Source organism: Flagellimonas cixiensis (assembly GCF_042134615.1).
GTDB classification, from domain to species: Bacteria; Bacteroidota; Bacteroidia; order Flavobacteriales; family Flavobacteriaceae; genus Flagellimonas; species Flagellimonas cixiensis.
Map to the genome: position 1 here is coordinate 150,821 of NZ_CP169639.1, position 25,514 is coordinate 176,334.

The window sequence follows — 25,514 nt, forward strand, 5'->3', positions numbered from 1 at the left end:
GAGTGTCCCCAAAACAAGAATAAATGATTAAAAAAATAGCAACCTTATTTTTCTTTTTTGGCCTTTTGATGGCCAATGCCCAACAACCCGGTGAGGATGAAATGGGTGCTTGGTATATGTATTTTGGAACCAATAAGGTTTCCGAGCGATTCAGCATCCATACGGAAGCCCAGTTCCGATTTTATGAGGCCACAAGCAATTTTAACCAAATGTTGTTACGTACGGGGCTCAACTATCATATTAATCCCAACGCCATAGCCACGGCCGGTTATGGTTATATTGATACCGACAATACTTTTTTCGAGTTTGAGAATGAGGTCAACTCCAAAGAACATCGAATTTTTGAACAGTTTATTCTCAAGAATAAGGTCTGGGAACTTCTATTTGAGCACCGATACCGATTGGAACAGCGATTTTTGGATTTCGACGGCGTTAAAGACACCCAGCATAGAGCACGTTATCGCATTCAAATGACCCTACCGCTTACAGATACTTTTTTCCTGAATTTTTATGATGAATTGTTCATTAACCTCCAGGATGATTTATTTGGCCAAAACAGGCTGTATGGTGCCGTTGGGGTAAACATTACCGAAAATAGCAGTATTCAAATCGGGTATTTAAGAAACCAGTTCTCCAATGCGGTTTATGATCGATTACAGTTCGCGGTTTTCTATAATCCAGACCTAAGAAGATTGTTTAAGAACAAAAAAAACAATCAATAGAGCACACAAAAGGGTTGACTCTGGCGTTAATAATGCCTACCTTTTGGGCTAATCTTTAAAATATTCATTTTGATGAAAAAAGTACAAATATCAACATTAGCAATACTTCTTATAACAGCCTTTAGTTGTAAAGAAGCAAAAAAAGAAGCTGAAGAAACCTCTGAAGAAGTCGTGGAAACTGTGGAAGAAGTTGTTGCAACCATGGAGCCTCAAGTAATCACATTTACCATGGAACCCAAAAGCGACAGCAACGTGAGCGGTGAAGTCGTATTTACCGAAGAAGATGGAGAAGTTATCATGAGGGCGACCTTTATGGGGCTTGATGAAGGGGAGCACGCCATTCACCTTCATGAAAAAGCGGATTGCTCTTCAGATGATGGTAAATCAACCGGTGGCCACTGGAACCCAACCTTTGAACCACATGGGAAATGGGGTGCTGAAGAAGGGTACCATAAAGGCGACATTGGAAACTTTACAGCTGACTCTGATGGAAATGCCACTGTAGATTTTTCCACAGATGAATGGTGCATTGGCTGTGACGATGAGAAAAAAAATATTTTAGGAAAAGCCGTGATTGTGCATCAAGGAACGGATGATTTTACATCACAACCCTCGGGTGCCGCAGGTGCTAGAATTGCCTGCACCGGTATAATCCAATAAAAAACGTGTATAAGAGCTGCCATAAGGCAGCTCTTTTTTTTTTATCTTATACCTAGCAAACTAAAATAATATGGGGACAACAAAATCCTATTCAAATGGGGAAATCAAAGTGATTTGGAAACCTGAACTGTGTCAGCATGCAGGAATTTGTGTAAAAATGTTGCCTCAAGTATACAACCCAAAAGAAAGACCTTGGATAAAAGCAGAGAACGCTTCAACAGAAGAGTTAAAAAAACAAATCGCCCAATGTCCTTCTGGCGCACTTAGCTACGCAGCAGATAAATAATAAGGGATGGAACATACCTATGAGCTCATTAACAATGCCGAAGGAAAACAATTCCAATTTAAATTGAAAGATGGCATTGCGAAAATTGAATACATCCTTGCACAAGAAAAAATTTATCTCACCCACACCGAAGTTCCAACAGCTTATGAAGGAAAAGGAATCGGTTCCAGTTTGATCAAACAGACCTTGGAACACATCAAAGAACAGGATTTAACCCTTGTTCCTCTTTGTCCTTTTGTGGCCATGTACATTAAACGAAACCCCGAATGGAAAGCCTTGGTTTTAAAAGGCATTAATATTGGTTAAACTTTCTAGTTCAACTTTTATATCTTTAAGCCGATAGCTTATGCAATTGGACAACCTCATTAAAAAATTTCAGCAAAAGGATAAGGTCGCCTTTGAGGCCTTGTACAATATGTATGCAGAAAATATATGTGGGGTAATCAATGTTATAGTGAAAGATGCTGAACGCTCCCAAGAACTATGTCAGGATGTATTTGTGAAAATATGGGACAAATCCGACCAATATGATGCCTCCAAAGGTCGATTTTTTACTTGGATTTTAAATATTGCCCGTAATGCCGCAATTGATGAAGTGCGGTCCAAAGCTCATAAAAATCAAAAAAAGAACCTCTCGGTAGATTCTCTCGTAGGTATTTATGAAAATAGCGAAGATTTTAACGGGAAAATAGACACTATTGGTCTGCAATCGCTTTTAAAGGGGTTAAAGGAAAAGTGTTTAATATTAATCGACCTCCTTTATTTTAAAGGATACACCCAAAAAGAAGCAGCCAAAGAATTGAATTCACCGGTTGGCACAATTAAAACAAGAATAAGAAGCTGTATTTCGAACATTAGAAAAAATATGGCATGAGCATGGATGTGAAAGAATACATAGCGTCTGGAATATTGGAACTCTACGTTGCTGGAGCACTTTCTCCTGAGGAAAATCTAGAGGTTCAACATTATGCCCTACAACATCCTGAAATACAACAGGAGATTGAGGCCATAGAAAAGGCTGTGTTGGAACTCACAAAGACTACCTCCCCAAAAATCCCCAAAAATGGTTTTGCCAACATATTGGCCGAAATTGAAGACGTAATCCCATTCACACCAGAAGCCACAAAAAGAAAAAGCACTTCTTCATGGACTACCTATTTGGGATGGGCGGCATCTATTTTATTGGCTATTGGATTGTTCTGGATGTATACCGAAAACTCCAAGTTAAAATCCGAAATTGAAATGTCCAATCAAGAAAAAGAAAGCTTGGAGGATGTTTTATCCAACACTCGAGAGGAAATAACAATCAAAGAAAACCTGCTTCAAGAAATCCGGGACAAAAACGTAAATGTAATTGCGCTTGGCGGACAGGCCGTATCCCCCACTTCTTATGCCAAAGCATATTGGAACAAAGAAGAAAAAAAAGTGATTATAGATGCCCAAGGCCTGCCAGAACCACCGGATGGGTTCACCTATCAAGTTTGGTCCTTAAAATTAAACCCATTGACTCCGACCAGCCTTGGACTTCTATCAGATTTTGCTTCGGTAGACTCCAAACTATTTACTTTAAACAACGCCAACGAATCGGAGGCATTTGGTATTACTTTGGAGCCTGAGGGCGGTAGTGAAAGTCCTACCTTGGAGCAATTGTACACTTTGGGTGCGGTTGGTTCTTAATTATGATCTAAAACCACTTTTTACGTTTGAAAATGATGAAGGAAATAACCGTGACCACAAACATCACCCCAAGAAGAATAAAGTAACCATAATGCATTTTGAGTTCAGGCATGTTTTCGAAATTCATGCCATAAATCCCAGCTAAAAAGGTAAGGGGGATAAACACCACAGAAAAAATGGTCAGGGTTTTCATCACCTCGTTCAAACGATGGCCCTGCACACTAAAAAACAAATTAATTTGGCTTTCCAATTCCATAATATCCGAATCTATATCGGTAATCAGCCCATTGATTTGTTCTCGCAATTCGCTAAAGTAGGCGTTATGAAACCCTTTTAACTGCACCCTTTCCAATTTAATCACAATATCACGCAATCCCTGGGAGGCCTTCTTGAAATCCTGTAAAATGGCTTTCTTTTGCTCCACCTCAAACATAAATTCAGGAGTAGGCTCCTTTTTTACTATGGCATCCAAGGCGTTTTCCATGACAATACTGTCCTCGTATTTATCCTTGTAATTATTGATCAAGGTTTCAAGAATAAAGAAGAGCAAGTAATCTGCGCGTTTTTTTCTAATGATGCCCTTGTCCTCAAAAATGCGTTCACGAATCCAATCAAAATGGTCCCCTCTTTTTTCCTGAATGCACCAAATAAAATCCTTGGCCACTACAAAATACATTTGTTCCGATTCCAAGCTATCATGCTCGGTTTTTAAAATTCGGGCGGCGACAAACAACTGTTCCTCCAAATGAATTACCTTATTGCCCAATTTTTGATTGAGCAATAGGCGTAGCAAGAAATCATCCAACTCATTGCCATTCACCATTTGACGGAATTCATCCATATAGTCCAGTCCGTAGGTATTTACCCAAGTAACCGATTTATCACCCTTGGATAGAATAAGGTCCTCTTGAAGGGAAAACTTTCTATTATAATAGTTGTCGGGCGAATAATTTATTGCCCATGAATTTTCTTCAAAATCTGTATTCATAGTTAAATATATGAGAGGGTTTATTCGTAGTTTAGAACTATAAGTTAATCCAAATTTACAAGAAGAATCCCATGATAGACCCAATGTCTTTTAAAACTGAACTATTACTTACCGTAATTATGCTTGCTGTGATATTTACACTGAGTTCTTTGAGCAAACGAGCTATTCGAAAATTCGGCAAGACGAGTGCAATAGATATGAACAGTAGGAAGATTATTTTTTATCTGAGCAACCTGCTGTATTACATTTTGGCCTTTGTGGGCATAAGCTTGATTTGGGGTGTAAACCTCAAGGATTTTTCTTTGTTTCTATCCTCAGTTCTTGCTGTTTTAGGAATAGGTTTTGTGGCCCAATGGTCACTTTTATCCAATTTAACGGCCAGTGTTATTCTATTTTTCAATCATCCGTTGCGATTGGGGGATAGAATCCGTGTGATGGACAAAGATTTTGATTGGAGCGGAAAGGTAGAGGACATCAGCGGATTTTATTTGTTTATGCGAACTGATGATGGCAGGCGGATAACCATTCCCACCAACTTGGTAATTCAAAAAGGCATCGAAATCCTGAAAGATGAAAAACCAGAAATTGAAAATCCGTAAAACAAAAAAAACGCCATGGTTCAACACCATGGCGCACCTAAAACAACAACCGACCAGAGGTCACATGAACCTCGACACATGTGTTTCTTTATTACAGCACTAAAGTGCCGCGATGGCCGCTTCCTTAACTGGACCTAGTTCGTAGGTAGCTGCCAATAATTCTTTTTTTAATTCGCCTACTTTTTCAGAATTGCCGTTGGCCTTATAAACTTCTGCGGCTATTTGAAGTACAGCAGGTTCAAAGGTGACTCCCATTACATGAGTTTCAATAAGTTCCAAAGCCTTTTGCTGTTGTCCCAAATGCAATAGACTGAACGCCAAAAGACTATACGATTCGGGTGTTGGCCTATTTTTCACCTCTTCTCTTGCCAATTGATAGGCTCTATTTTTTACATCGGCACTCAAATAAAAATCCACGTTGTACACATTGTACATGGCACCATAGTTCTTATTGTTATTAATTTTCTTGAAATAAGTATCCAATGCCTCAAGTTGTGTGGTGTTTTCATTCAAATAAGAAGCTATTTCCGCTTTTAAGAGGTAATATTCGGGTGCCTTGTATTTTTGCATGATGGCATCTAGAATACGGAGTGACTCCGCACCATTTCTTTCATGGGAATACACTATCCATGCAATTCCTTTTTTGGCATAGGCATTTTGAGGGTCAATTTTTAAAGCTTGAAGGTACATTTGATAGGAATCTGAAATACGCCCAGCATGACCATAAAAATCAGCCAAATTGGTATACGACCATTGCAATAAACTTTGATTGTTGGATGATTCTGCCTTTTGTTTAGCCTTCTCCATAAATTGGATGGCCGCATCCAAATCCCCTTTATGATCGTTCCATTTGGCCACACGAATGAGGTATCCAAAATCAGATAGGTTTTTAATGCTATCCAAATACTGATTGGCCAAGGTATAGTTCCCCAATTCCATATGCAGATCAAAAAGTAAACTTTGGGTCTCGTTGAGTCCACTTCCCAACTCCCTAGCTTCTTTGGCCAAGACCAAAGCTTCCTTAAACCGATGCTGTGAAATATAGTTTCTTGCCAAAGCCCTTAAATAGCCAGACCTACCAACCGATGCAATCTCAACGGCTTTGGTGAGGCATTGTTCTGCTTTTTTCAAATATTTGACATCGCCCGTTGCTTTAAAAAACCGATTGTACTCGCTGGCTACATTGCCCAAACTGAGCAATTGAAGGCTATCGGGCTGTATTTTTCCGTTCCAAAGTTGAAAATATTTGGAAGTTGTTTTTACCGGACCCGAAGCTAAATACGATTCGTAATCCTGGGCATCGGTTTTAAATGTGGATTCTTTCGTATCACACGAAATCAATAGTAGTGTGAAACAAAAAGTGAGTATATATGTTCTTGTTGTTTTCATAGTATTGTTGTTTTTAGATAAAAAAGGGGAAGGAAAGCCTCCTTCCCCCTTCCCTTTCATAGCAATTACTCGGGTGCTCCCAAGTAAGGGAACGTTGTAGAAATATTGGCTGTAAGTGCAACGCCATCAGAAGTAAGCCTTGGCAAATCGGCCATACCGTCATCATCTAAATCTTGACCACTAAATCGGGTACCCTCCATTCCACCAAAGAATAGTATCAAGGAAACATCTATAATGTCATCGTTGGGATGTCTTCCGGTAAGGGCCACTTCATCACCATCCGGCACCAAAATTCGGCCGTCATTGTCAAAATCGGTTCCTGGATTAAAATACGTTGTAGGCAAATCTGGGGCTACCTCCAAGACATCAGCTGCCAAAACCGTAGTCAAGGTGGCGGCATCCAATCCCAAAATATTGTTTTCGTAATCCACATCTGCTGGATCCAAGCCCAATTTTAGGGCATATACATCATGATATTGCTCCAACCTTGACTGAAACCCAGCTTGAAAAGTCGCTGCCATTTCAGAAGGAATAGTGGTATTGTGAGCATCTTTTATACTGGCCTCACCTTCCATATCCACACTTAAAGTGGTATTGATTCCCGGTCTACCCAAATGATCTACCTGCATATAGTTTCCACTAAAGTCTACGGTCATGTCATCATCCATCATATCATCGCCCATCATATCCTCATCCATATAGGAGATGGTTCCGTTATCGTCGTCGCTGCAGCTTGTTGTCATTGCAAAAGCTATAATCAAAGCGGTAAAGTATATTGATTGTCTAAGTTTCATTGTATCGTTTTTTTAAATTCTTATTGTTTTCTATTTGTGGTCACCCAAGTCTTATAAACCGAAAGGCCCAAAGCATTGGTCGCCGTCGGTGTTCCCAACATACTGTTCGGAATTTCTACTACAATGGACATGGTATTGGCGCCATCGAAGGTATCCGCTGCCTCCTCAGGTGGTAAAAATCCGCCTGGTGCTGAATCCAACTCTGGTGAAATCACCGCATTGAATTGGAAAAAATCGAAAAAGAAAGGGTCTTGACGTGGTCCCGCAAATAAGGAAACTCCAGAAGAAGTCGTCTCTACAATGGCTGTACCGCCAGAAATTTCAACATCGCCCAAGGCTGCTTCGGTGTACACTTGACTGCTCAAACCTGCTTGGGCTGGGGCCACAGGGCCAAAAAAGTACATTCTACCATTTTTGGCAATGGCTTGAATCACTTGGTCTTCGACCAAATCCCCGTCCAAATCAATATTTATTTCGGTAAGCACATCCTCATCAAAAGTTCCATAGGCCAAATCGGGCAATACACTGGATTGTAGATCTACCACAAATACGGTATTGTCCGAACCTTCTGTAGGTTCAAATGCATAGAAATCGGCAATATCGGCAGTAGTTCCAGCCGAAGAAGGTGCATCAATATGGTCTGCGGACACAAAAACCAAAGCTCCAATTGCCAAACTACATACCACTAATAAATAGTTTCTTGTTTTTTTCATCTTATTTGTTTTTAAAGTTTGCTTCACCTCTACCTACGGAACCTTTTCAAGGTGGGTTTGGTTTTAATATGTTAAAATTATCTTAACAATTCTTTGAAGTAGGAAGTCGGTTATCATTCGGAATAAGTCGTATAATTTGTTTTACTTTGGCATATTAAATTTGATGAATGAACCCTTCCGCCTCTGGTTGGATCAATAAATTTGGTCATCTCGCTATGCAGGAGTCTTCAAAATTTGAGGACTTTAATAGCTTGTACAAGCAACTTAAAAAGAGTGGTTTTATCTATGGGGTACATTTGAACATTCCGTCATTTTTGGAGGTTGACATTACCTTAAGTGAAGATGAAATTGCTAAAATCAACCTGCTTACCGCACTCTATTACACCTATACTTTTGAGACAGGTAAAACCGATTTCAAAGCATTTGTAAATACTGTTTTTGCCTATTATCAATCTTTGGAGGTGAGTAGAATTACGTTTTTGAGCAAAATTTTAAGTGGGTCCAAAACTGAATCCCAACTTGAAAAGTTGATAGACTCCAGGATCTATTTAAGTGACAATACTTTTAGTAGGGCCTTTGGAAATAGTCTGACAAATTCACTCCTTTATGTGGACGTTCTCATCTTTATGATCTACTTGAGGGACAACAAAAACATGATGTCGCATGCCCAACTTTTGGAGTATGTTACGATCAATATTGTATACCATGCACTCAATGCAAAAGAGACCCACGAAACGGATGCAAAACTCATTCAACTTTTGGCTTCTTCCTTAACTTATGTTGATGTTGATTTGACCAATTTGGATGGAAATTACACGGAGCTTTTAAACGAAAATTTCACCGCATTTGAACGCCAATATTTTTTGGATATGGCCTGTTTGACTTTATGGGAGGACAAGGCTTTGGACTACTCCGAAATGGACTATATTTTTAGTCTTGGAAACAGTCTTGGAAAGACCAAAAAAGAGGTAGAATTTGAGCTGGATTTTGTGAAGGATTTCTTCGAGGAAAACAAGGAGAAAATTGCCTACTTGAACAACAAAAATTTGGCGGTCCAATTCTACGATGGAATGTCCAAAAATGTGAGCAAACTCATCCTCAGAAATAGTAAAAGACTTAAAAAAGAACTGGCAGAAAGTAGGGAATTGGTAGCGCTTTTATCCAAATCGACTGTTAAGGATTTGAGTGTTGAAGAACGTAAAAAAGTACAGAACCAATTGCTTGATATTTTTAAAAGCATTCCTTCTTTAGCTATTTTTATGTTGCCAGGCGGCGCCGTGTTATTGCCTATTTTTATCAAACTGATTCCCAAATTGCTTCCTTCGGCTTTTGACGACAATCGGATTGATGAAAAGTAGCATTTTCACCTAAAAAAGCCACTATAAATAAAATTTATAATAGCTTTTATTATATAATTTAATTATTGATATTCAGAATATTAAATACATTTATTCCAACCACAACTTAAAGTCTTTAACGCGCTCCCTACTTACAATTACATCATGCTCCTTAAAGTGCCCCAATTTGATTTGAAGCCTTGAATTGGTGTATGAAATGATGTCCGCTATATGATTGATGTTCACATAAAACTTGCGACTCACCCTAAAAAATGTTTGTGGAGAAAGTTCCTCTTCCAACTGTTCCAATGTAGTTTCCAACAAATAATTTCTTCCATCCGAAGTTGCTGCATAGGTCCCTTTGTTCTCACTATAAAAACATTCTACCTCGTCCGCGTTTATAATTTTAATGTGCTGCCCTACTTTGGCCGTGAATCGTTTTTTATACTCCCGCTCCAAAGGGTTTACCAAGAGGTTTTTTATGTCGTTAAAATCAACAGGTATTTTTCGATTTTCAGGCTTAAAATTTTGATACTTCTTTACTGCACTTTCCAGCTCTTCCTCATCGATTGGTTTTAACAAATAATCGATGCTGTTTAACTTAAATGCCTGGAGGGCATATTCGTCGTAAGCCGTAGTAAAAATGATGGCACTTTTTACCTCAACGGCATCAAAAATTTCGAACGAAAGTCCATCCGATAATTGGATGTCCAAAAAGATAAGATCAGGGTGAGGATTATTCCGAAACCACTCGATAGACTCCTCTACCGAATGCAACATTTTTGACACTTCAATTTCTTGTTCGGACAACAATCTTCCCAACCTTCTGGCGGCCGGTTTTTCATCTTCAATGATGAGTACGTTCATAGATTTTAAGTTAATTGCTTAGATTGATTATCAGTTCCATTTTTCTTCATCCTCTTGCATATATTTTTGAATTTGTCGCTCCTCCCATTTCTTCAAAAATGGAAATTTATGTCGAAATAAAAGCAAGGTGTGAAGCACAAGAATCATGACCCAAATTAAAATATTCCCATTGATCCAATCATAATAGTACGATTCGGTTGGAAACCACTCTGGCATCACTTTGAATAGTATTCCGCTCTTTAAAAGCAATAAAAGGCCATTCACTAGTACAAATATCAAAATGTGTCTATAATATCCCTTGAGTTCTTTAACGCGCTTTTTGGCAGCTTCTAGGTTAGTGTTTTGAGAGCTCATGTTATTTATACTTTTTCATTTCTTCTTTATCCTCCTCCATAAACTTTTGGATTTGCTTTTCCTCCCAATCCTTGCTTAAAAACGGATTGAAACCGAATACTTTGGACCCATGAAAAAACAAACCTATTCCCCAAGCAAATAAGGTGATAAAGTGGGGCCATTTCCAAAAATAATCGGTTTGCAGATAAATGTTGAGCAAAATAAAGGCATTAATTACGGTATAAACGGCCGCGTGTATGTAAAACCCTTTGATTTCTTCTACACGCTTTTTGGCTCTCTGATATTTGGTGCTTTTTGACTCTTCCATGATTATTTCCATTTATTGTTGTTCCCATCCTCATCCATAAACTCCTTGATTTTACGCTTTTCCCATTGTTTTCCAAAAAACGGGTTAAGGTCGAAGGTGCGCAACGCGTGAAAAAACAACCCGATGCCCCAGCCAAACGCGGCCCATAAAAACCACATATATTCAAATTGGTTCGTGTAATAATTGATGAAGGCCAATACTGAAATCACCAAGACGTAGGAAGTTAAATTGCCGTAGAATTTTTTAAGCTCATCAACTCTTTCCTTTGCCCTGAGATACTTGCTTTCTTTATCCAAATTTTCCATGTTGCTCGGTATTGGTTGCGTGGGGTAGTTAAAAATACTCATTATTAAAATTCTTTATTGTTCATTAATTCCTCGATTTTGCGTTCCTCCCATTCCTTTCCAAAAAATGGATTGTTTCCAAAAGCAGACATCCAATGTCCTATCAGTCCCATTCCCCACCCCAAAGCAGGAAACACTACCCATGCAAAGCTTGTGGTCCGGTAATTAAGGTAAGCCAATAGTGAAATTACGAGCACGTATGCAGTGAGATTCATATAAAAGGATTTGATGCACTCTACCCTTTTCTTTGCTTTTGCGTAACGATTGTTGATTGAATTATCCATGACTGTTCGTTTTAGATTTTAATTATAATCCAAATGTCTAAATATGCTCGCAAGGAAGGAAAAGTAGATTCGTGAATTGTTGATTTTGATGGATGAGTTGTTGGATTGAGGGTGAAGGGTGAAGGGTGAGGGGTGAAGAGTGAAAAGTGAAAAGTGGAAAGCGGAAAGTGGAAAGCGGAAAGTGGAAAGTGGAAAGTGGAAATTAATCACACCTGATTATTGATGTCAGATGTATAAATAATCAAAAATCATCCTTTTCCATAAGCTCACGGATTTTGCGTTCTTCCCAACGTTTTCCCCACAATGGATTATAGCCAAAGGCTTCCATTCCATGTGCCATCAGTCCAAATCCCCAACCCAATGTTGGAAAAAAGGCCCATAGAAAATCAGTGGTCCTAAAGTTGAGCCACCATAAAAATGGGATGACAATGCAGTATGCCATTAAATTGCCATAAAAATCCTTAATGCTTTTTACCCTTTCTTTGGCCTTTACATATCTTTTTTCCTCAATATGGGTTTCCTGGGTTTCCACAACGGAGTATTGCTGGGTAAGCATAGGCAAAGTAACACTGAAATCAGTAGTTGTTTTGTTGATGACCACTTCACGGTCCGTTAAAATTTGATAGCGTTGCTTAATATTCTGCAAACCCACCCCACTACTCTTTTTTACCACTTGTTTTTCTTGAAGGTTGTTGCTCACTACCAAGTTGCCCCCTTCTTCATATACTTTAATATGTAAGGGTCTGGACGATGTTACCACATTGTGCTTTACCGCATTTTCAAGCAGCAATTGAAGCGAGAGCGGTACTATTTTAGCTTCAGGCTGTGTGCTGTTTTCAGGGATTTCAAATATTATACTGTCCTCAAATCGCATTTTAAGCAAGCGCACATAGGTTCGAGCGAACTTTAGTTCTTCATCCACTGTAACCAAATCCTTGTTCTTTTGCTCCAAAACATACCGGTACACCTTAGATAGTGAAGTAGTAAAATTTTGAGCTTGATGCGGGTCTTCATCAATTAAACTGGTAAGCACATTAAGACTATTGAACAAAAAATGGGGGTCAAGCTGATTTTTTAAGGCATCGAATCGAGCGGAAGCTGAACCTGCAATGATTTTTTGCTCCTTAACCTGTTTCTCCTTGTAATATTTATAATAATAACCGGCATAAAATAGTATGGTGACCGCCATCGAAATAAGAAAGGCACTGATGTAATACTGCGGGCTTTCATTTATAAAAAAGGTGCTTATGGGAACTTTGTTCAAAAGAACCTCTGAAATAATGCGTGCAATAAAAATCCCAATTAAAGAGGCTACAATGTTTCCTAAAATGCCATAGAGCAAATATTTTCTGGTAAAAAGCTGTTTCTGGTATTTGCCCATCAATACAATAAAAATGACGGCATTGCAGAGATAGATAGTTACGGAATAGACCATACTTTCCCAAAACTCTGTCCACAATTGCTGTACCGTGAGCTCAAATCCCTTAACATAGAAAATAATGAGGAACACTAAATAAATAGCGATCCCCACTAAAAATGCTTTTATAAGTTCTCTAAAAAATGTTTTCATGCAGACTTATTTACAGCTGGCCAACACTTGCTCGGCACGTTCTTTTCCCCAACTGGGATAAAAAGGAGTTTCGGATTTAAAGGTAGCAAAAAGTTCCAAGGCCTTTTCCACGTCTTTACAATAGGGTGCAGTGTCTTTTCCAAAGTATCTGGCCGAACCCATATCCCATTCAGCTTTGGAAAATATCACTCTGGGATTATCTGGGGCCAATTCTATGGCTTTTTGGTACAATTGAGTGTTTTTCATAGACATCGACATCCCATAAGTGGCACCGTCAAATGCAATCCAGGCCGTATTGATCAATGCTTCTTGAATCAAGATTTCGGGATTATTGGGCGATATGGCATGGGCAACATCGATAAACTCTTTGGCCTTTGTCAATTGTTTGCTCAGTTTCTCCTCATCTTTTTCTCCAAAGGAAATCACAGTGTTTATTTGGGAAACATAATAATAAGGCAACCAATTATCGGGTTCTGCGGTGGCAATGCGCTCAAATAAATTGGATGCATCCACAAAATTTTGTTGTTCCCATAATTGAAAGGCCTTTTCCATTCCCTTGCTGTAACGGTCTTGGGCAAACATAGCTGTTGTTCCCAAACACATAAGTAGTACAAAAAGTTTTTTCATGACTGTCGTTTTTATTGGCCGGACCCAAAAGATGTTGAGTAACCAGCATTGATTATTGATGAAACAAATATGAAACGAACAACTAGGATTAAAAAAGAAGCGTTACTGAACTGTTGGATTTGAGGGATGGGCCGTAAAATTGGCTGTTAAAACTCATAAATAAGCTTTATTCACCCTAAAACTGTAGGAAAAGAAGATGGAACCTACTTTAAATTCTTACAGAATCGCAATTAAAACACGATTTTAAGTATCTCATTGACAGTTTTTTAGTATATTTAATAGAGTCGAACCATTAACAATCACACCCCATAAAATTCGACCACTTTCTTTATAAAGATAGACCCTTACTTGCGCCTAAAACTCTTTTATTTAGGATTAAATAGCAAGTTGTACTCCCAAATTTCCAAGTCAATATTTTTTCATGCAGATCCTATGAAAAAGTGCTTTGACTATTGCCCCGGCTAATTCATTTTCAAAAACCATAACCGCACCTAAATATAGGTATGGGCAACCAAATATATAATCAACATAAATGAAGACAATGAAAAAAATCATTCTACTCTGCACTATCGCAGCACTTGTAATCGGTGGCTGCCAAAACGGTCCGGTAAGGTATTCTCAGGATTCCCCCGAAATTGACACAGTAAAAAACCTGATTGCCAATTACAACAGTAAACTTTTTGATACAGCTATGTATGCCGACACATCCAAAACGTATTACAACACCACCAAAAATCCAATGTCACCTTCGGAAGCTATGGAATATCATAGAACATCGGATATCAACTATACCAATCGTGGTTTTCAAACCGACCAACAGGAATACGAAATGGTAATTACCGACGATGGTGAAAGATGGGTAAACTGCTGGCTAAATTGGCAAGCAACCCTAGCAGCCAACGAACAAGCCGTGGAAATACCCGTGCACTTGACCTTTCAATTTATAGATGGGAAAATTGTGAGAGAATATGGGTATTGGGACCCTACCGAAATAGTATTGGCCCTTCAAAAAATGGAGGCTGAGGCCAATATGCAGGAAGAAACAATGGAACCCTAACCAAAAACAGAACAGATAAAAATTAAAAACAATGAAAAGAATACTTTTTACATTCGTATTGATCCCATTCATATTACATGCACAGGAAAACCAACAACCTCCTATGTTCTTGAATGTGATGATGACCCCCCACCCAGAAAAAATAGAAGCTTTTGAAGCTGGTGTGGCTGCGCACAACAAAAAATACCACACCCAAGGCAATCAGCAGGTAAGTGTTTTTTGGGTGGCCAACGGAAAAAACTCCGGAAAGTATATATGGAGCCTCGGTCCTACTTCTTGGACCGCCATGGAAGAATCGAACAATTATTCCGAAGATCACACCAAAGATTGGAACAGCAATGTTGCGGCCAATGCCATGCCCGATATGCAGTTTACTTATTGGAAAAACAATCCTTTGCACTCTAACTTTAACCGGGATTTTGAATTAAAGAACCTATCTCTTTTTATTTTGGACATTGAGCGCTTTAAGTACCAAGAATTCTTAGCCGTATTGGATAACGTTTATAAAGTGTTCAAGACCAAGGACCCCAACCAGCAATGGGGAGTTTACTTTAATGAATTGGCTAATACAGGTGAAGGGGATTTTGTTTGGGTCGATTTTTTCGATGATACTTCCTGGATGGACCGGGAGGATAAATTTCCTGAATGGTACGAAGAAGTGCACGGTGCTGGGAGCTTTGCCCAATTTTTAAAAGATTATGAAAAATCTACGGTTTGGGATATGGAAGAAATTTGGGTTTTCCGAAAAGACCTTAGTGGTGCTGATGGTAAAGTGCAGGCGCCAAATTAAAGTTATACAACTTAGATAATTGGAAAAGGCCCTTTTTGGGCCTTTGTTGTTTCACTTTAATGATTTTTCATTTCCTTGACATCTTAATTAATATCTTTAAACCTTCAAAAAGTTTACCCACTACGCTATGTACATTCCCAACCATTACAAAAATGAAAACCTTGAGGAAGTCAAGGTTTTTATACAACACAATAGCTTTGGAATTCTAATTAATATTGTGGACCAAAAACCATGGGGCACGCATATTCCCTTGGAATTGGAGCAAGATGTCGACGGCAATGATGTTTTGGTGGGCCATATGGCCAAAGCCAATCCGCAATGGAAAAACTTTACCGAAAACGCAGAGGTACTTTGTATATTTAACGGGCCTCATTCCTATGTTTCTTCATCTTGGTATAAAGAGGAGGAAGTACCCACTTGGAATTACATTGCAGTACACGTATATGGTAAATTAAAGGTGCTTAGTGAAGCTGAAACCTTGCAATCCATGTATCGTTTAGTGGATAAATATGAGAAGGCTTCAAAAAATCCGATTTCCTTGGGTGAAATGTCGCCAAAAACTTTGCGCCAAGTAAAGGGTGTCGTGGGCTTTTCCATTCAAATTTCGGATATACAGGCAACCTATAAACTTTCACAGACCCGAAAGGAAGATCATTCAAAAATTATTTCGGAGCTTCAAGAACAGAAGGATGCCGGCAGCATAGCCATTGCCCAAGCAATGAAGTATCGCTAAGGGTACTCTTTATTCTATATCCTGAAAAATAGTATCTGCCCAATTGGAATATTTGGGATTTTCCACATGCATGATCCATAGGTCTTCGTTATACTTACCTTTCAATTGGGATTCATAGGCGGCATAAGCTTCCTCATTTTGTTCATACTTGGCCAAATACACATAATTTAATCCGTTCTTAGGATTTTTAAAGTATTGGGCCTGCAGGCCTTTACTTTTTAAATCCTCCATAAAGTTTTTAAGATTTACCTCATTTTTAAACACATTGGCAACTAAGTAATGTCCCTTACCAACGCCATCTAAACTGATAAATTTCTCAATGGGCTTATAGGCCCCACCACGATAGGTGCTTTTTCTTATCGCTTCTCGTTGTTTGGGGGCGGTTTTCGAATTTAGCTGCTCGGCTATGCTATATTTTAAATCCACCGCGTTGTAAACAGAATCCAAGTCTTTGCTATCTGCGGCATAAAGTTGTTTTGCATTGTCCTCGATATCCGGAATTTGATCTCCATTGTATCTTTGCACCAAACGCATCACCATTTCAAAGCGTTTTTCCATGTCTTGCTCCCTATTTTGCTCCATGGAGTCCATTTTAAATAGCAACTCGTCAATAACAGCATAACTATCTTCTTGCTCCTGCTGTAATTGTGAAATACGTGCTTCCAAATAGGCTATGTCACCTTCATTGGTTGTTGATGAAGCTGCATTTTCAGCATCCTTATCCCCGTTTTGCTTCGTTTTTTCAGGTTCATTATCTACGGATGCCACTGCGGTTTCATCTTTTTGCTTTAATTTATCATCTCCATCATTGTCAACATAAATGTTTTTTGACATGTTTGGAACGAAGGAATACGAAATGGAAATCTCATGAGTAACTCCCAAATTGGCAATACTGTTGCTAATGTTTTTCTCAAAATTGTATCCAAAAGAAAGTCTTCTGTTCAAATTAAAACCCGTGCCGGCCGAAACTCCATAAAACTGGTCGTACCCTCCTTGAACCCAACCTAACTTTGGCAGGTCCAAAATAACTCCTCCACCAAAAATGGGATCCTCTGTTCCACTAAATCGAGTTCGTGCCAATGGCATTATTCTACCATCTTCAAAAATGCCCCTTCCATTTTCCAAGGTATGGGTGTACTGCAAATGTCCAGAAAAGGTTTTTTGATCTAGAGTGGTCAGGGACTTCCCAGATTTAATATTGTAATCCACTAAATTTTGCGCAAAAACACCAACATCAAAATTTCCAACACTTAAATTGATTCCAGGTTGAAACGAAATAATGGAGCTTTCGGGGGCATCGCTCAAAAGTGGGTCATCTGTTTGAAGAGGTGTACCTCTATTGGCGTCATAGTTACTCACATAATAAGGAATATTGACACCAAAGGTCAGACTACTTTCTTTTCCCAATTGGATTCCATGGGAATAATTGGCCATTACCCCCAAGTTGGAGATAACGCCATCTTGTTGGTTGTACAGACTAAACCCAATTCCAACCATTTCATTAATTCGTCCGCTATAGCTTAAAAAATAATTTTGGGCATTATTTTCAAAGTCGGCACTTTGGCTACGATGGAACAAGTTGATATAGGATTTATCTTCTCTTACAGTGGAAAAAGTGGGATTGACCAAAAACCTATTGAATTTCAACAAGTTTTGGAATGGGACATCGTAACTCACATAGGGATTGTTCTCCTGTGCTTGTAAAGAATTGCTCAGCAGAATTACGGCAAAAAAGGCAAAAAAGAAGTGCCTAAATGGGAAATGGGGGGATAAAAATAAAAGTGGGGGTAGTTTTATCGCCATAGCCGAATGGGATTTGTAGGTTTAAACTTCTGGCAATGCCAGATGGTATTTGGTTATTTGGTCTCATTAGCAAGATTTGGGACTTGTAAGAGTTTTAGGACTAAATCAATGGTAATATTAAATATTTTATCGGTAATCCGCGAATTTATTCGTTGAACTGCTAGTGCAGTTGATAGATATGGGGTTTCAATTGATAAAAAATAGTTCTCAGTTCATAAATTTATTATTGATAAGGTGCTAATTTTGAGCTTTAAAGAACCTTTTTTTGAATTATGAGCCAAAAAATAGCCATTGTACCTTACTCCGATAGGTACGCCACTGCTTTTAAAGCCCTTAACGAAGAGTGGATCACCAAATATTTTGTGATGGAAGAAATGGATTATAAATCTTTGGATCATCCCAACAAATATATTTTGGACAAGGGCGGTTACATTGCGGTTGCCCTATTGAACCAAGAACCGGTTGGTGTCTGCGCCCTAGTTCCTTGCGCTTATGAAGGTTATGACCTTGAATTGGTAAAAATGGGCGTTTCACCCAAAGTTCAAGGTATGGGTATAGGCAAACTATTGGGCCAACATATTATTGAAAAAGCATGGGAAATGGGTGCCAAAGCTATTTTCTTGGAAAGTAACAGGGTTTTGGCTCCTGCCATTTCACTATATAAAAAATTAGGCTTTCAAGAGGTTTATGGGATTCCATCACCCTACGCCCGAAGTGATATTAAAATGGAGCTATTAGTAGCCGAATAGCCCACATTTTTGAGCTTCGGAATCCAACTTTAACCTGGCAAAAATATTTTATCTGATTAAAAATGAGTATCTTAAAGTGTGAATCTTAAAGATATTTATAATGGAATCGGTAAAAAAACTAAACAAATGGGCCAATGCCCACACCTATTTATTTATTGATTTGATTCGTGTTGCCCTTGGAACTTTTTTGTTCATCAAAGGGATAGAAGTGATGTCCAATTACCAACAAATGGCCGAATTGGCCCGTCCATTCCAGGATCTGCCCGGTGGTATGATCATTCTGCATTATATAGCTCCAGCGCATTTTGTGGGTGGTGTTTTGATTGTTGTTGGATTATTGACCCGTTGGTCCGCAATTGCGCAGCTCCCTATTTTATTTGGCGCGGTCCTCACTAATTTCTTGGGAACCATGAACACGACCAACTTGGTTGTGGCCGTATTCATTCTTTTGTTGTGTTTGTTTTTTGTAGTGTATGGCTCTGGAAAGCATTCGGTGGATTATTACCTTAAAATGCAACAGTAAATTAGAGGTTATCCAATTGATTGCTCTTTTTATCGGTACTGATTGTCCAGAAAAAGCCAACAAAGAAAAAGCTATCCGCAGGAGGTGTAATTGCCCTTCTATCAAAAACCCCATCCATATTGGGGGTGTCCGAGTATTGGTAATTACTGACATTATTTATGCTCAACAAATTGTTTACCGAGAAGTAAAGAATTTTCTGTTGGTCGATTAAATAAGCCCAATTGAAACTTAAATTGTTGTATGATTTCGTTTTCTCTGCCATAAATTCGGCCGTATTTGGATTATCGTAAGGTCTTCCCGAACCATAAGAATAGGAAAATCCGATTTGAGACCGTAGTTGCTCCACCCAATATTTAGTGACCACGGATAAATTATGCTGTGCTGCAAAATTTGGCGTCGCACTCACGCTAAAGTTGCGATAGTCCCTTTTCGTATCTAAATAGGAATAAGAAACCCAATAATCCAAATTGTTGATGCTCTTGTTATCTCTCCAAAACACATCCAAACCTTTGGCATACCCATCCCCCGAATTGCTGTACACGGAGTTGAACTGAGGTTGCTCGGTATCAAACTTTACCAATTGGTCATAATCTTTAAAATAAGCCTCGGCCCTAAAGGTTCTGCCATTGTTGATGTGTTGATAATTGAGAATGTAATGGCTCGCTTTTTCCATTTGAAGGTCTTTGTCAAACTTCACCACTTGTCCAATGGGTCTTTGGTAAAAATCTCCGTAGGCAAATGAAAACTGCCCATTTTCTTTTGGTTTGTAGGCCAATGAAACCCTTGGTGAAACCTTAAAGGCTTCCATCAAGTTGTTATGTTCTCCCCTTACCCCCAATTTTAGGGCAAACCGATTGCTCAAGAAGATGTCCGACTCGGCAAATACGGCCGCAAGCCCCTCTGAATACCCACTCTCAAAATCATTGGATTCAATGTCGGTATACGTTTCATCGTAGTCCGTATTAAAATATTCCGCTCCAAAACTTAAATCGAATCGACTGCTATAGTTTTTTCTAGCTTTCAGTTTTAGGTGCGAAGCTGTTTCCTTTGCATCCACTTTATCAGATTCAATACGGATAGCATTGGTATCCCAAGCAATGGATGCACCCGAAGTAAGGCTCCAATCGTTTGCCAAATAGTATTTATAGGATGCATTAAAATACAGGTTATTGTTTTTCAATTGAAAGCGAACAAAATCTTCATAATTAATGTCCTCTTGTTCGATATCTAAATTGGAATGGTTAAATCCAGTGTACAACTTCAACATACTTTTATCGCCTATACTTCTAAAAACCGCCTCCCCTGAAATGGATTCGTAAGGGCTGTTCCAGCGCACACCTTGGGTGCTTGGAAGCAAAGCTTCGTAGGGCGCCAAATTCAAATAAGCAGTGTTGATGCTCAGAGATTGGTTGCCCCAAATCTCCGTATGCCCCAAACCTCCACCTACAGACATAACAGAAATTTCCGTTTTCTCTTGATCGGGCTCATCTATGGTGTTCAACAATAAAACACTGGACAAAGCTTGCCCATATTCGGCAGAATAGCCTCCCGTACTGAACGAAATCCCTTTAAAAAGGAAAGGAGAAAACCGTCCCCGGGTGGGCATATTGTTGGCCGTGGCATTAAAGGGTTGAAACACGCGAAGTCCATCGATAAACACTTGGGTCTCTTCCGCAGTACCCCCTCTAACAAACAAACGCCCATCTTCATTAACCGTAGAAGTCCCTGGCAAGGTTTGCAAGGCGGCCACAAAATCACCAGTTGCACCAGCAGTGGTTACGATATCCAACGGTTTTAACACCGAAACCTTGGAGTTGTCCCCGGCTTCAAAAGTTCCTGCGGTTAAGGTAACCCCCGAAAGTGAGTTGATGGCTTCTGTTAATTTAATTTTTAAATCTTTGAAATAAGAAACCTCACCCATTTCGTAATGCGGATCATAAGACAACATCGAAACTATAAGCGTTTGGGTCCCCGACTCTTCCGTCTCAAAAGTAAAATGCCCCTTACTATCAGATGAGGCACCATCATATGTGCCCTCCAAATAAATATTGGCACCTTCAATGGGATTGTTCTTGGCATCGGTAACTGTTCCTGTTATGGTTTGTTGGGCAAATAAAAATCCCGACCCAATAATTAAAAAGAAGCATGTAAATACGTTTTTCATGACTGTTTGTTTTGATTGATGGTTCAAAATTGCCCCAACAATCGCAGCCAAGCCAAAAGGAACTACCCAACTGTAATTTTTTTATCCTGAATTGAAACAGGTTTTATCGCTTTACGATTCACTCCAAAAATTTGACACTTCAGTGCATTAAAGTTTTAAAAACAATCGCACCTTCAGACATTTGAAGCATCAAAAACATCAAAACAGCAAGTATGAAAACTGTAACACTAGCATTAAGTTTATTCTTTGTGAGCCTAATATCGATGGCTCAAGAATCCTCTGGAGTCAACATTAAGGTGACCATTGACAACATTAACAGTAACGAAGGAAAAGTTCTGGCAGGATTGCACACTCAAGAAACCTTTATGGCAGGTCCTGGAGTTCAAAACTTGGAAAGCACTATTGAAAATGGCAAAGTAGTTTTGACCTTTACCAATGTAGCCCCTGGTTCTTATGCCATTTTAACCCTGCACGATGAAAATAGTAACAACCGAATGGATTATCAATCGAACGGAATGCCAAAGGAAAGCTACGGAATGTCCGGCAACGATATGTCTTTGGGCCCACCAAACTTTGGGAGCGCCAAATTTGAAGTGGGTAACGAAGACCTAGAATTGAACATTCGTTTCTAAATCTATTCAAAAAATCAGTAAAAAGCCCCGACCAATGTCGGGGCTTTTTTTGGTGGCTATGGTTTTTAATACTACATTTAATTTACTCACAATCAACCTTAAATAGCAAACTATCAAACAAGTTGGCCAAATATTGTCCATTCTTTTTTTAACGTGGAGCGCATTTACGTTTGGACAAACCTCACGGCTTGACTCTTTGCAAAACCAACTAAGAACGGTTAATTCCGATTCTGCCCGTATTAGTGTACTAAAAAATATTTCTTGGGAATACCTGAACAATCGAGGGGACCTAGAGACAGCCAAAAAATATATCGACAGCTTTAATACCATTAGCAAAAACAATAAAATGCCTTGGGGCATTTCCATTGCACATTACCAATATGCTGTGCTAGATAGACAAAAAGGGAATTATGGTTCAGCGTTGGAGCACATTGAAGAATATTTAGATTATTCAAGACAAACCAACAAACCCTTTTCTGTGGCCAACGGATTGTACCAAAAAGCTGTGATTCTGGATAATCTGGGAGATATGGGAAAAAGCTTGGAGATCTATTACGACATTTTAAAGATTTACCAAGAGCATAATGATCCTTTCAGTATTGCCACCACCCAAAATGCCATTGGAGAAATCCTAAAAAACACGGGCAAGATGGATGAAGCAATGGAAAATTATCAAAGTGCCCTCAAAATCTTCTCCGATCTGGGTGATAAGATTGAAATGGCCAATTGTCTGTTCAATATTGGAGATACCTATCTGCAACAAGAGAATTATATGGAGGCTCGCTCCTATTTTTTTCGTGCTTTACAGCTGGATGAGGAAATGAACAGTGATTGGGGGAAAGCCTTTGATTACGAAGCGATAGGAAAGGTTTATGGCCACCAAAAAAATTATTCACAATCCTTGGATTACCACCAAAGAGCACTTGAACTTCGCGAAAAATTGGGAATGAAGTTGGAACTGGCCATGAGTCACAACCAAATCGCCTTGATACATTTAGAGTTAAAAAACTATCCGCTTGCCAAGGAAAACATCGAAAGAGCCATTCAAATTTCCGAAGAAATTGGAGCTAAAACCCAACTTCAGGAAAATTATGAATTACTTTCAAAAATCCACGAAGCTTCAGGCGAATATGAGCAAGCTTTAGCTTTTAAAAATGAAGCCATCTCTTTAAAAGACAGTCTTTTTAATGTGGCTAAATCCAAGCAGATTGAGGAACTTCAAGTTCGATATGACACCGAAAAACAACAAAATGCCATTGCCTCACTTCAAAAAGATGCAGAAATCAATGATTTAAGACTCGAAAGACAAAAAACATTACGAAACTTCATTATCGCCATCGCAATCGGTACCATGTTGGCTTTTTTATACTCTTTTAGGCGATTCAAACAAAAACAGCGAGAGAAACAGGTTTTGGATGAGAAAAAACGTGCCATTGAAGTTGAGAAAAAACGTACCGAAATTGAGAAACAACGTGTATTGGAACTTGAAAAAATCAATACGCTGAAAGATGAGTTTTTGGCCAACACTTCGCACGAGCTTCGCACTCCTTTGGTCGGTATTATTGGGTTGAGCGAAGGATTAAAAGACGGCGTGGCAGGCAAAATGTCAAAATCAGCCTTGCAAAACCTCGAAATGATCATCAACAGTGGAAAACGACTTTCCCATTTGGTCAACGACATTTTGGATTTTTCCAAGCTCAAAAACAAAGACCTCAACCTTTCCATTAAACCCGTCGATATTTATGCCATTTCGAATATTGTGTTGCGACTTTCAAGACCGTTGACCCAGGATAAAAAATTAAAATTGATCAATTCCATTCCCAAGGATACCCCACTTATTGATGCCGATGAAAACCGATTGCAGCAAATTATGCACAACCTTATTGGCAATGCGATTAAATTCACGGAGAAAGGTGTTATCACCCTCCATGCTGCCGTAAATAAAGAGATGTTGTCCATTTCCGTTTCCGATACCGGAATTGGTATTCCCGACGATAAAATAGACCGTATTTTTGATTCGTTTGAGCAAGTTGATGGGTCCACAGAACGTGAATACGGCGGAACAGGACTTGGACTTTCGGTCACCAAAAAACTGGTGGAGCTCCACGGGGGAACCATTACCGTTGATTCCAAAAAGGGAAAAGGTTCCATTTTCACCTTTACCCTGCCCCTGAGCAAAACAAAACGTGAAGACTATGAAGGCTTGACCACAGACAAGCCTGAAATGGTTACCCCAATTCAAGATTACAACGAGACCGAAACCATAAATGTAATCGACGAAAACACTACTTTACAGGATGCACCAACAATTCTTATAGTAGATGATGAACCCGTAAATCGAAGGGTGCTCGAAAATCATCTCAAAATGGCGGGGTATCAAATTATGGAAGCTGGTTCGGGAATAGAAGCCCTTAAGATTGTTCAGCAAGGAACCCCAATAAACTTGGTACTCCTAGATGTGATGATGCCAGGAACTTCCGGTTATGAGGTCTGTGAAAAAATCAGGGAGAAATACCTGTCCACCGAGCTACCTGTAATCCTATTGACAGCCAAAAACACAGTGACCGACCTAGTGAGCGGATTTAACGCTGGAGCCAACGATTATCTTACCAAACCTTTTTCCAAAGGGGAGCTTTTGAGCCGAATCAAAACGCATTTAAATCTAAATATTATCCACAGGGCCACCTCCAAATTTGTGCCCTCCGAATTTGTGAAATCCATCGGAAAAGAATCCATCACCGATGTGCAATTGGGGGATTATGCGGAAAAAGAAGTTACAGTTCTATTCTCAGATATTCGGGACTACACCACCCTATCGGAAAGCATGACCCCTCAGCAAAACTTTAAGTTTGTGAATGCCTACGTAGGAAGAATGGGGCCCATTATCAAAGAAAATGAAGGTTTTGTAAATCAATATTTGGGCGATGGCATCATGGCTCTTTTTCCAAAAAGTCCAGAAGGGGCTTTGGATGCCGCTATTGAAATGCAACGAGCTTTGGCACTGTACAATAAAAGGCGTGTTGAAGAAAAGGGGTATCGACCACTTTCCATAGGTATTGGGTTGCACACGGGGCCATTGATCATGGGGATTATCGGTGACAGCAAAAGAAATGACCCTGCAGTTATTTCGGATACAGTAAACTGTGCCTCTCGAGTGGAAGGGGTTACCAAACATTTTGGCGCCAATATTATCATTAGTGGAGACACTTTGAACCAAATGCAAACTCCATCAGATTTTAACTTTAGATTTTTAGGAAAGGTACGGGTGAAAGGCAAACAAAAATCCATTGAGATTTATGAGTGTATCGATGGGGATTCCATTCAAAAGATTTCGTTGAAGTTGGAAACCAAAGCGCATTACGATCAAGGGATAGCCTTGTATTACGATTGCCAGTTCGATGAAGCAGCAACAGCTTTCCAATGGGTGTTGTACAAAAATCCTGGAGATACCGTGGCCCATTATTTTAATGAGCGCGCTAAAAAGTATGCTGTTCTTGGTCCTCCCGAAGATTGGACTTCGGGCTCCGTACTGATTTAATATGGAA

28 protein-coding genes are annotated in these 25,514 nt (G+C 39.3%); 15 read left to right on the forward strand and 13 right to left on the reverse strand.

Annotated features, from left to right (window positions below):
* Positions 1–23: 23 nt before the first annotated feature.
* The 6 genes from ABT310_RS00650 to ABT310_RS00675 all read left to right on the forward strand — a co-directional run bounded on the left by ABT310_RS00650 (position 24) and on the right by ABT310_RS00675 (position 3,345).
* Positions 24–722, forward strand: coding sequence for a DUF2490 domain-containing protein (locus ABT310_RS00650; protein WP_375324843.1), 699 nt, complete (start codon positions 24–26; stop codon positions 720–722).
* Positions 723–794: 72 nt separating this feature from the next.
* Positions 795–1,382: a superoxide dismutase family protein gene (locus ABT310_RS00655; protein WP_375324844.1), complete on the forward strand. Its 588-nt coding sequence runs from the start codon at positions 795–797 to the stop codon at positions 1,380–1,382.
* A 70-nt stretch (positions 1,383–1,452) separates the two neighbouring features.
* Positions 1,453–1,668 carry a (4Fe-4S)-binding protein gene (locus ABT310_RS00660; protein ID WP_375324845.1) on the forward strand — a complete coding sequence of 72 codons (216 nt, stop codon included), beginning with the start codon at positions 1,453–1,455 and terminating at the stop codon, positions 1,666–1,668.
* Between the two features lie 6 nt (positions 1,669–1,674).
* Positions 1,675–1,974 carry a GNAT family N-acetyltransferase gene (locus ABT310_RS00665; protein ID WP_375324846.1) on the forward strand — a complete coding sequence of 100 codons (300 nt, stop codon included), beginning with the start codon at positions 1,675–1,677 and terminating at the stop codon, positions 1,972–1,974.
* A gap of 40 nt (positions 1,975–2,014) precedes the next feature.
* Positions 2,015–2,542: an RNA polymerase sigma factor gene (locus ABT310_RS00670; protein ID WP_375324847.1), complete on the forward strand. Its 528-nt coding sequence runs from the start codon at positions 2,015–2,017 to the stop codon at positions 2,540–2,542.
* A 2-nt stretch (positions 2,543–2,544) separates the two neighbouring features.
* Positions 2,545–3,345, forward strand: coding sequence for an anti-sigma factor domain-containing protein (locus tag ABT310_RS00675; protein ID WP_375326130.1), 801 nt, complete (start codon positions 2,545–2,547; stop codon positions 3,343–3,345).
* Positions 3,346–3,352: 7 nt separating this feature from the next.
* Here the strand turns inward: ABT310_RS00675 and ABT310_RS00680 are convergent, their stop codons facing one another.
* Positions 3,353–4,333 (reverse strand): CorA family divalent cation transporter, encoded by a 981-nt coding sequence (locus ABT310_RS00680; protein ID WP_375324848.1) that lies wholly within the window; start codon positions 4,331–4,333, stop codon positions 3,353–3,355.
* Positions 4,334–4,416: 83 nt separating this feature from the next.
* Here ABT310_RS00680 and ABT310_RS00685 point away from each other — a divergent pair, with 83 nt between their 5' ends.
* On the forward strand, positions 4,417–4,932 hold the full coding sequence (locus ABT310_RS00685) for a mechanosensitive ion channel family protein (protein WP_375324849.1): 516 nt from the start codon (positions 4,417–4,419) through the stop codon (positions 4,930–4,932).
* A 99-nt stretch (positions 4,933–5,031) separates the two neighbouring features.
* On the opposite strand, the gene ABT310_RS00690 is transcribed toward ABT310_RS00685, so the two are convergent.
* The 3 genes from ABT310_RS00690 to ABT310_RS00700 form a co-directional block, all read right to left on the reverse strand.
* Positions 5,032–6,321, reverse strand: a complete 1,290-nt coding sequence (locus tag ABT310_RS00690; protein ID WP_375324850.1) for a hypothetical protein — start codon at positions 6,319–6,321, stop codon at positions 5,032–5,034.
* Between the two features lie 65 nt (positions 6,322–6,386).
* On the reverse strand, positions 6,387–7,115 hold the full coding sequence (locus ABT310_RS00695; RefSeq protein WP_375324851.1) for a DUF4331 family protein: 729 nt from the start codon (positions 7,113–7,115) through the stop codon (positions 6,387–6,389).
* Between the two features lie 20 nt (positions 7,116–7,135).
* Positions 7,136–7,828 carry a DUF4331 family protein gene (locus tag ABT310_RS00700; protein WP_375324852.1) on the reverse strand — a complete coding sequence of 231 codons (693 nt, stop codon included), beginning with the start codon at positions 7,826–7,828 and terminating at the stop codon, positions 7,136–7,138.
* Between the two features lie 167 nt (positions 7,829–7,995).
* Between ABT310_RS00700 and ABT310_RS00705 the strand changes: the two genes are divergently transcribed.
* The gene (locus tag ABT310_RS00705) at positions 7,996–9,186 is read left to right on the forward strand and encodes an LETM1-related biofilm-associated protein (RefSeq protein ID WP_375324853.1); all 1,191 of its coding nucleotides are present in this window, start codon (positions 7,996–7,998) and stop codon (positions 9,184–9,186) included.
* A 90-nt stretch (positions 9,187–9,276) separates the two neighbouring features.
* Here ABT310_RS00705 and ABT310_RS00710 read toward each other — a convergent pair whose 3' ends face one another.
* The 7 genes from ABT310_RS00710 to ABT310_RS00740 form a co-directional block, all read right to left on the reverse strand.
* Positions 9,277–10,032, reverse strand: a complete 756-nt coding sequence (locus tag ABT310_RS00710; protein WP_375324854.1) for a LytR/AlgR family response regulator transcription factor — start codon at positions 10,030–10,032, stop codon at positions 9,277–9,279.
* A 30-nt stretch (positions 10,033–10,062) separates the two neighbouring features.
* Positions 10,063–10,386: a 2TM domain-containing protein gene (locus ABT310_RS00715; RefSeq protein ID WP_375324855.1), complete on the reverse strand. Its 324-nt coding sequence runs from the start codon at positions 10,384–10,386 to the stop codon at positions 10,063–10,065.
* A 1-nt stretch (position 10,387) separates the two neighbouring features.
* The gene (locus tag ABT310_RS00720) at positions 10,388–10,693 is read right to left on the reverse strand and encodes a 2TM domain-containing protein (protein ID WP_375324856.1); all 306 of its coding nucleotides are present in this window, start codon (positions 10,691–10,693) and stop codon (positions 10,388–10,390) included.
* Positions 10,694–10,695: 2 nt separating this feature from the next.
* Positions 10,696–10,998 (reverse strand): 2TM domain-containing protein, encoded by a 303-nt coding sequence (locus ABT310_RS00725; protein ID WP_375324857.1) that lies wholly within the window; start codon positions 10,996–10,998, stop codon positions 10,696–10,698.
* 44 nt (positions 10,999–11,042) lie between these two features.
* Positions 11,043–11,321 carry a 2TM domain-containing protein gene (locus tag ABT310_RS00730; RefSeq protein WP_375324858.1) on the reverse strand — a complete coding sequence of 93 codons (279 nt, stop codon included), beginning with the start codon at positions 11,319–11,321 and terminating at the stop codon, positions 11,043–11,045.
* A gap of 241 nt (positions 11,322–11,562) precedes the next feature.
* On the reverse strand, positions 11,563–12,891 hold the full coding sequence (locus ABT310_RS00735) for a 2TM domain-containing protein (RefSeq protein ID WP_375324859.1): 1,329 nt from the start codon (positions 12,889–12,891) through the stop codon (positions 11,563–11,565).
* Between the two features lie 6 nt (positions 12,892–12,897).
* Positions 12,898–13,518: a tetratricopeptide repeat protein gene (locus ABT310_RS00740; protein WP_375324860.1), complete on the reverse strand. Its 621-nt coding sequence runs from the start codon at positions 13,516–13,518 to the stop codon at positions 12,898–12,900.
* A gap of 541 nt (positions 13,519–14,059) precedes the next feature.
* Between ABT310_RS00740 and ABT310_RS00745 the strand changes: the two genes are divergently transcribed.
* The 3 genes from ABT310_RS00745 (at position 14,060) to ABT310_RS00755 (ending at position 16,098) form a co-directional block, all read left to right on the forward strand.
* Entirely contained in the window at positions 14,060–14,575 is a 516-nt protein-coding gene (locus tag ABT310_RS00745; protein ID WP_375324861.1) for a nuclear transport factor 2 family protein, read from the forward strand.
* A gap of 31 nt (positions 14,576–14,606) precedes the next feature.
* Complete coding sequence (locus tag ABT310_RS00750; protein ID WP_375324862.1) at positions 14,607–15,365, forward strand: hypothetical protein; 759 nt, start codon at positions 14,607–14,609, stop codon at positions 15,363–15,365.
* A 127-nt stretch (positions 15,366–15,492) separates the two neighbouring features.
* Positions 15,493–16,098 (forward strand): FMN-binding negative transcriptional regulator, encoded by a 606-nt coding sequence (locus ABT310_RS00755; protein ID WP_375324863.1) that lies wholly within the window; start codon positions 15,493–15,495, stop codon positions 16,096–16,098.
* A gap of 9 nt (positions 16,099–16,107) precedes the next feature.
* Here the strand turns inward: ABT310_RS00755 and ABT310_RS00760 are convergent, their stop codons facing one another.
* Positions 16,108–17,901 (reverse strand): type IX secretion system membrane protein PorP/SprF, encoded by a 1,794-nt coding sequence (locus tag ABT310_RS00760; RefSeq protein ID WP_375324864.1) that lies wholly within the window; start codon positions 17,899–17,901, stop codon positions 16,108–16,110.
* Between the two features lie 272 nt (positions 17,902–18,173).
* On the opposite strand from ABT310_RS00760, the gene ABT310_RS00765 reads away from it, so the two are divergent.
* Positions 18,174–18,650, forward strand: a complete 477-nt coding sequence (locus ABT310_RS00765; RefSeq protein ID WP_375324865.1) for a GNAT family N-acetyltransferase — start codon at positions 18,174–18,176, stop codon at positions 18,648–18,650.
* 100 nt (positions 18,651–18,750) lie between these two features.
* Entirely contained in the window at positions 18,751–19,173 is a 423-nt protein-coding gene (locus tag ABT310_RS00770) for a DoxX family protein (protein ID WP_375324866.1), read from the forward strand.
* 1 nt (position 19,174) lies between these two features.
* On the opposite strand, the gene ABT310_RS00775 is transcribed toward ABT310_RS00770, so the two are convergent.
* Entirely contained in the window at positions 19,175–21,337 is a 2,163-nt protein-coding gene (locus ABT310_RS00775; RefSeq protein ID WP_375324867.1) for a TonB-dependent receptor domain-containing protein, read from the reverse strand.
* Positions 21,338–21,549: 212 nt separating this feature from the next.
* Here ABT310_RS00775 and ABT310_RS00780 point away from each other — a divergent pair, with 212 nt between their 5' ends.
* Both ABT310_RS00780 and ABT310_RS00785 read left to right on the forward strand, forming a co-directional pair.
* On the forward strand, positions 21,550–21,969 hold the full coding sequence (locus ABT310_RS00780; RefSeq protein WP_375324868.1) for a DUF2141 domain-containing protein: 420 nt from the start codon (positions 21,550–21,552) through the stop codon (positions 21,967–21,969).
* Between the two features lie 196 nt (positions 21,970–22,165).
* A complete protein-coding gene (locus tag ABT310_RS00785) occupies positions 22,166–25,507 on the forward strand; it encodes an ATP-binding protein (RefSeq protein WP_375324869.1) in 3,342 nt (1,113 codons plus the stop codon).
* Positions 25,508–25,514: the final 7 nt, after the last annotated feature.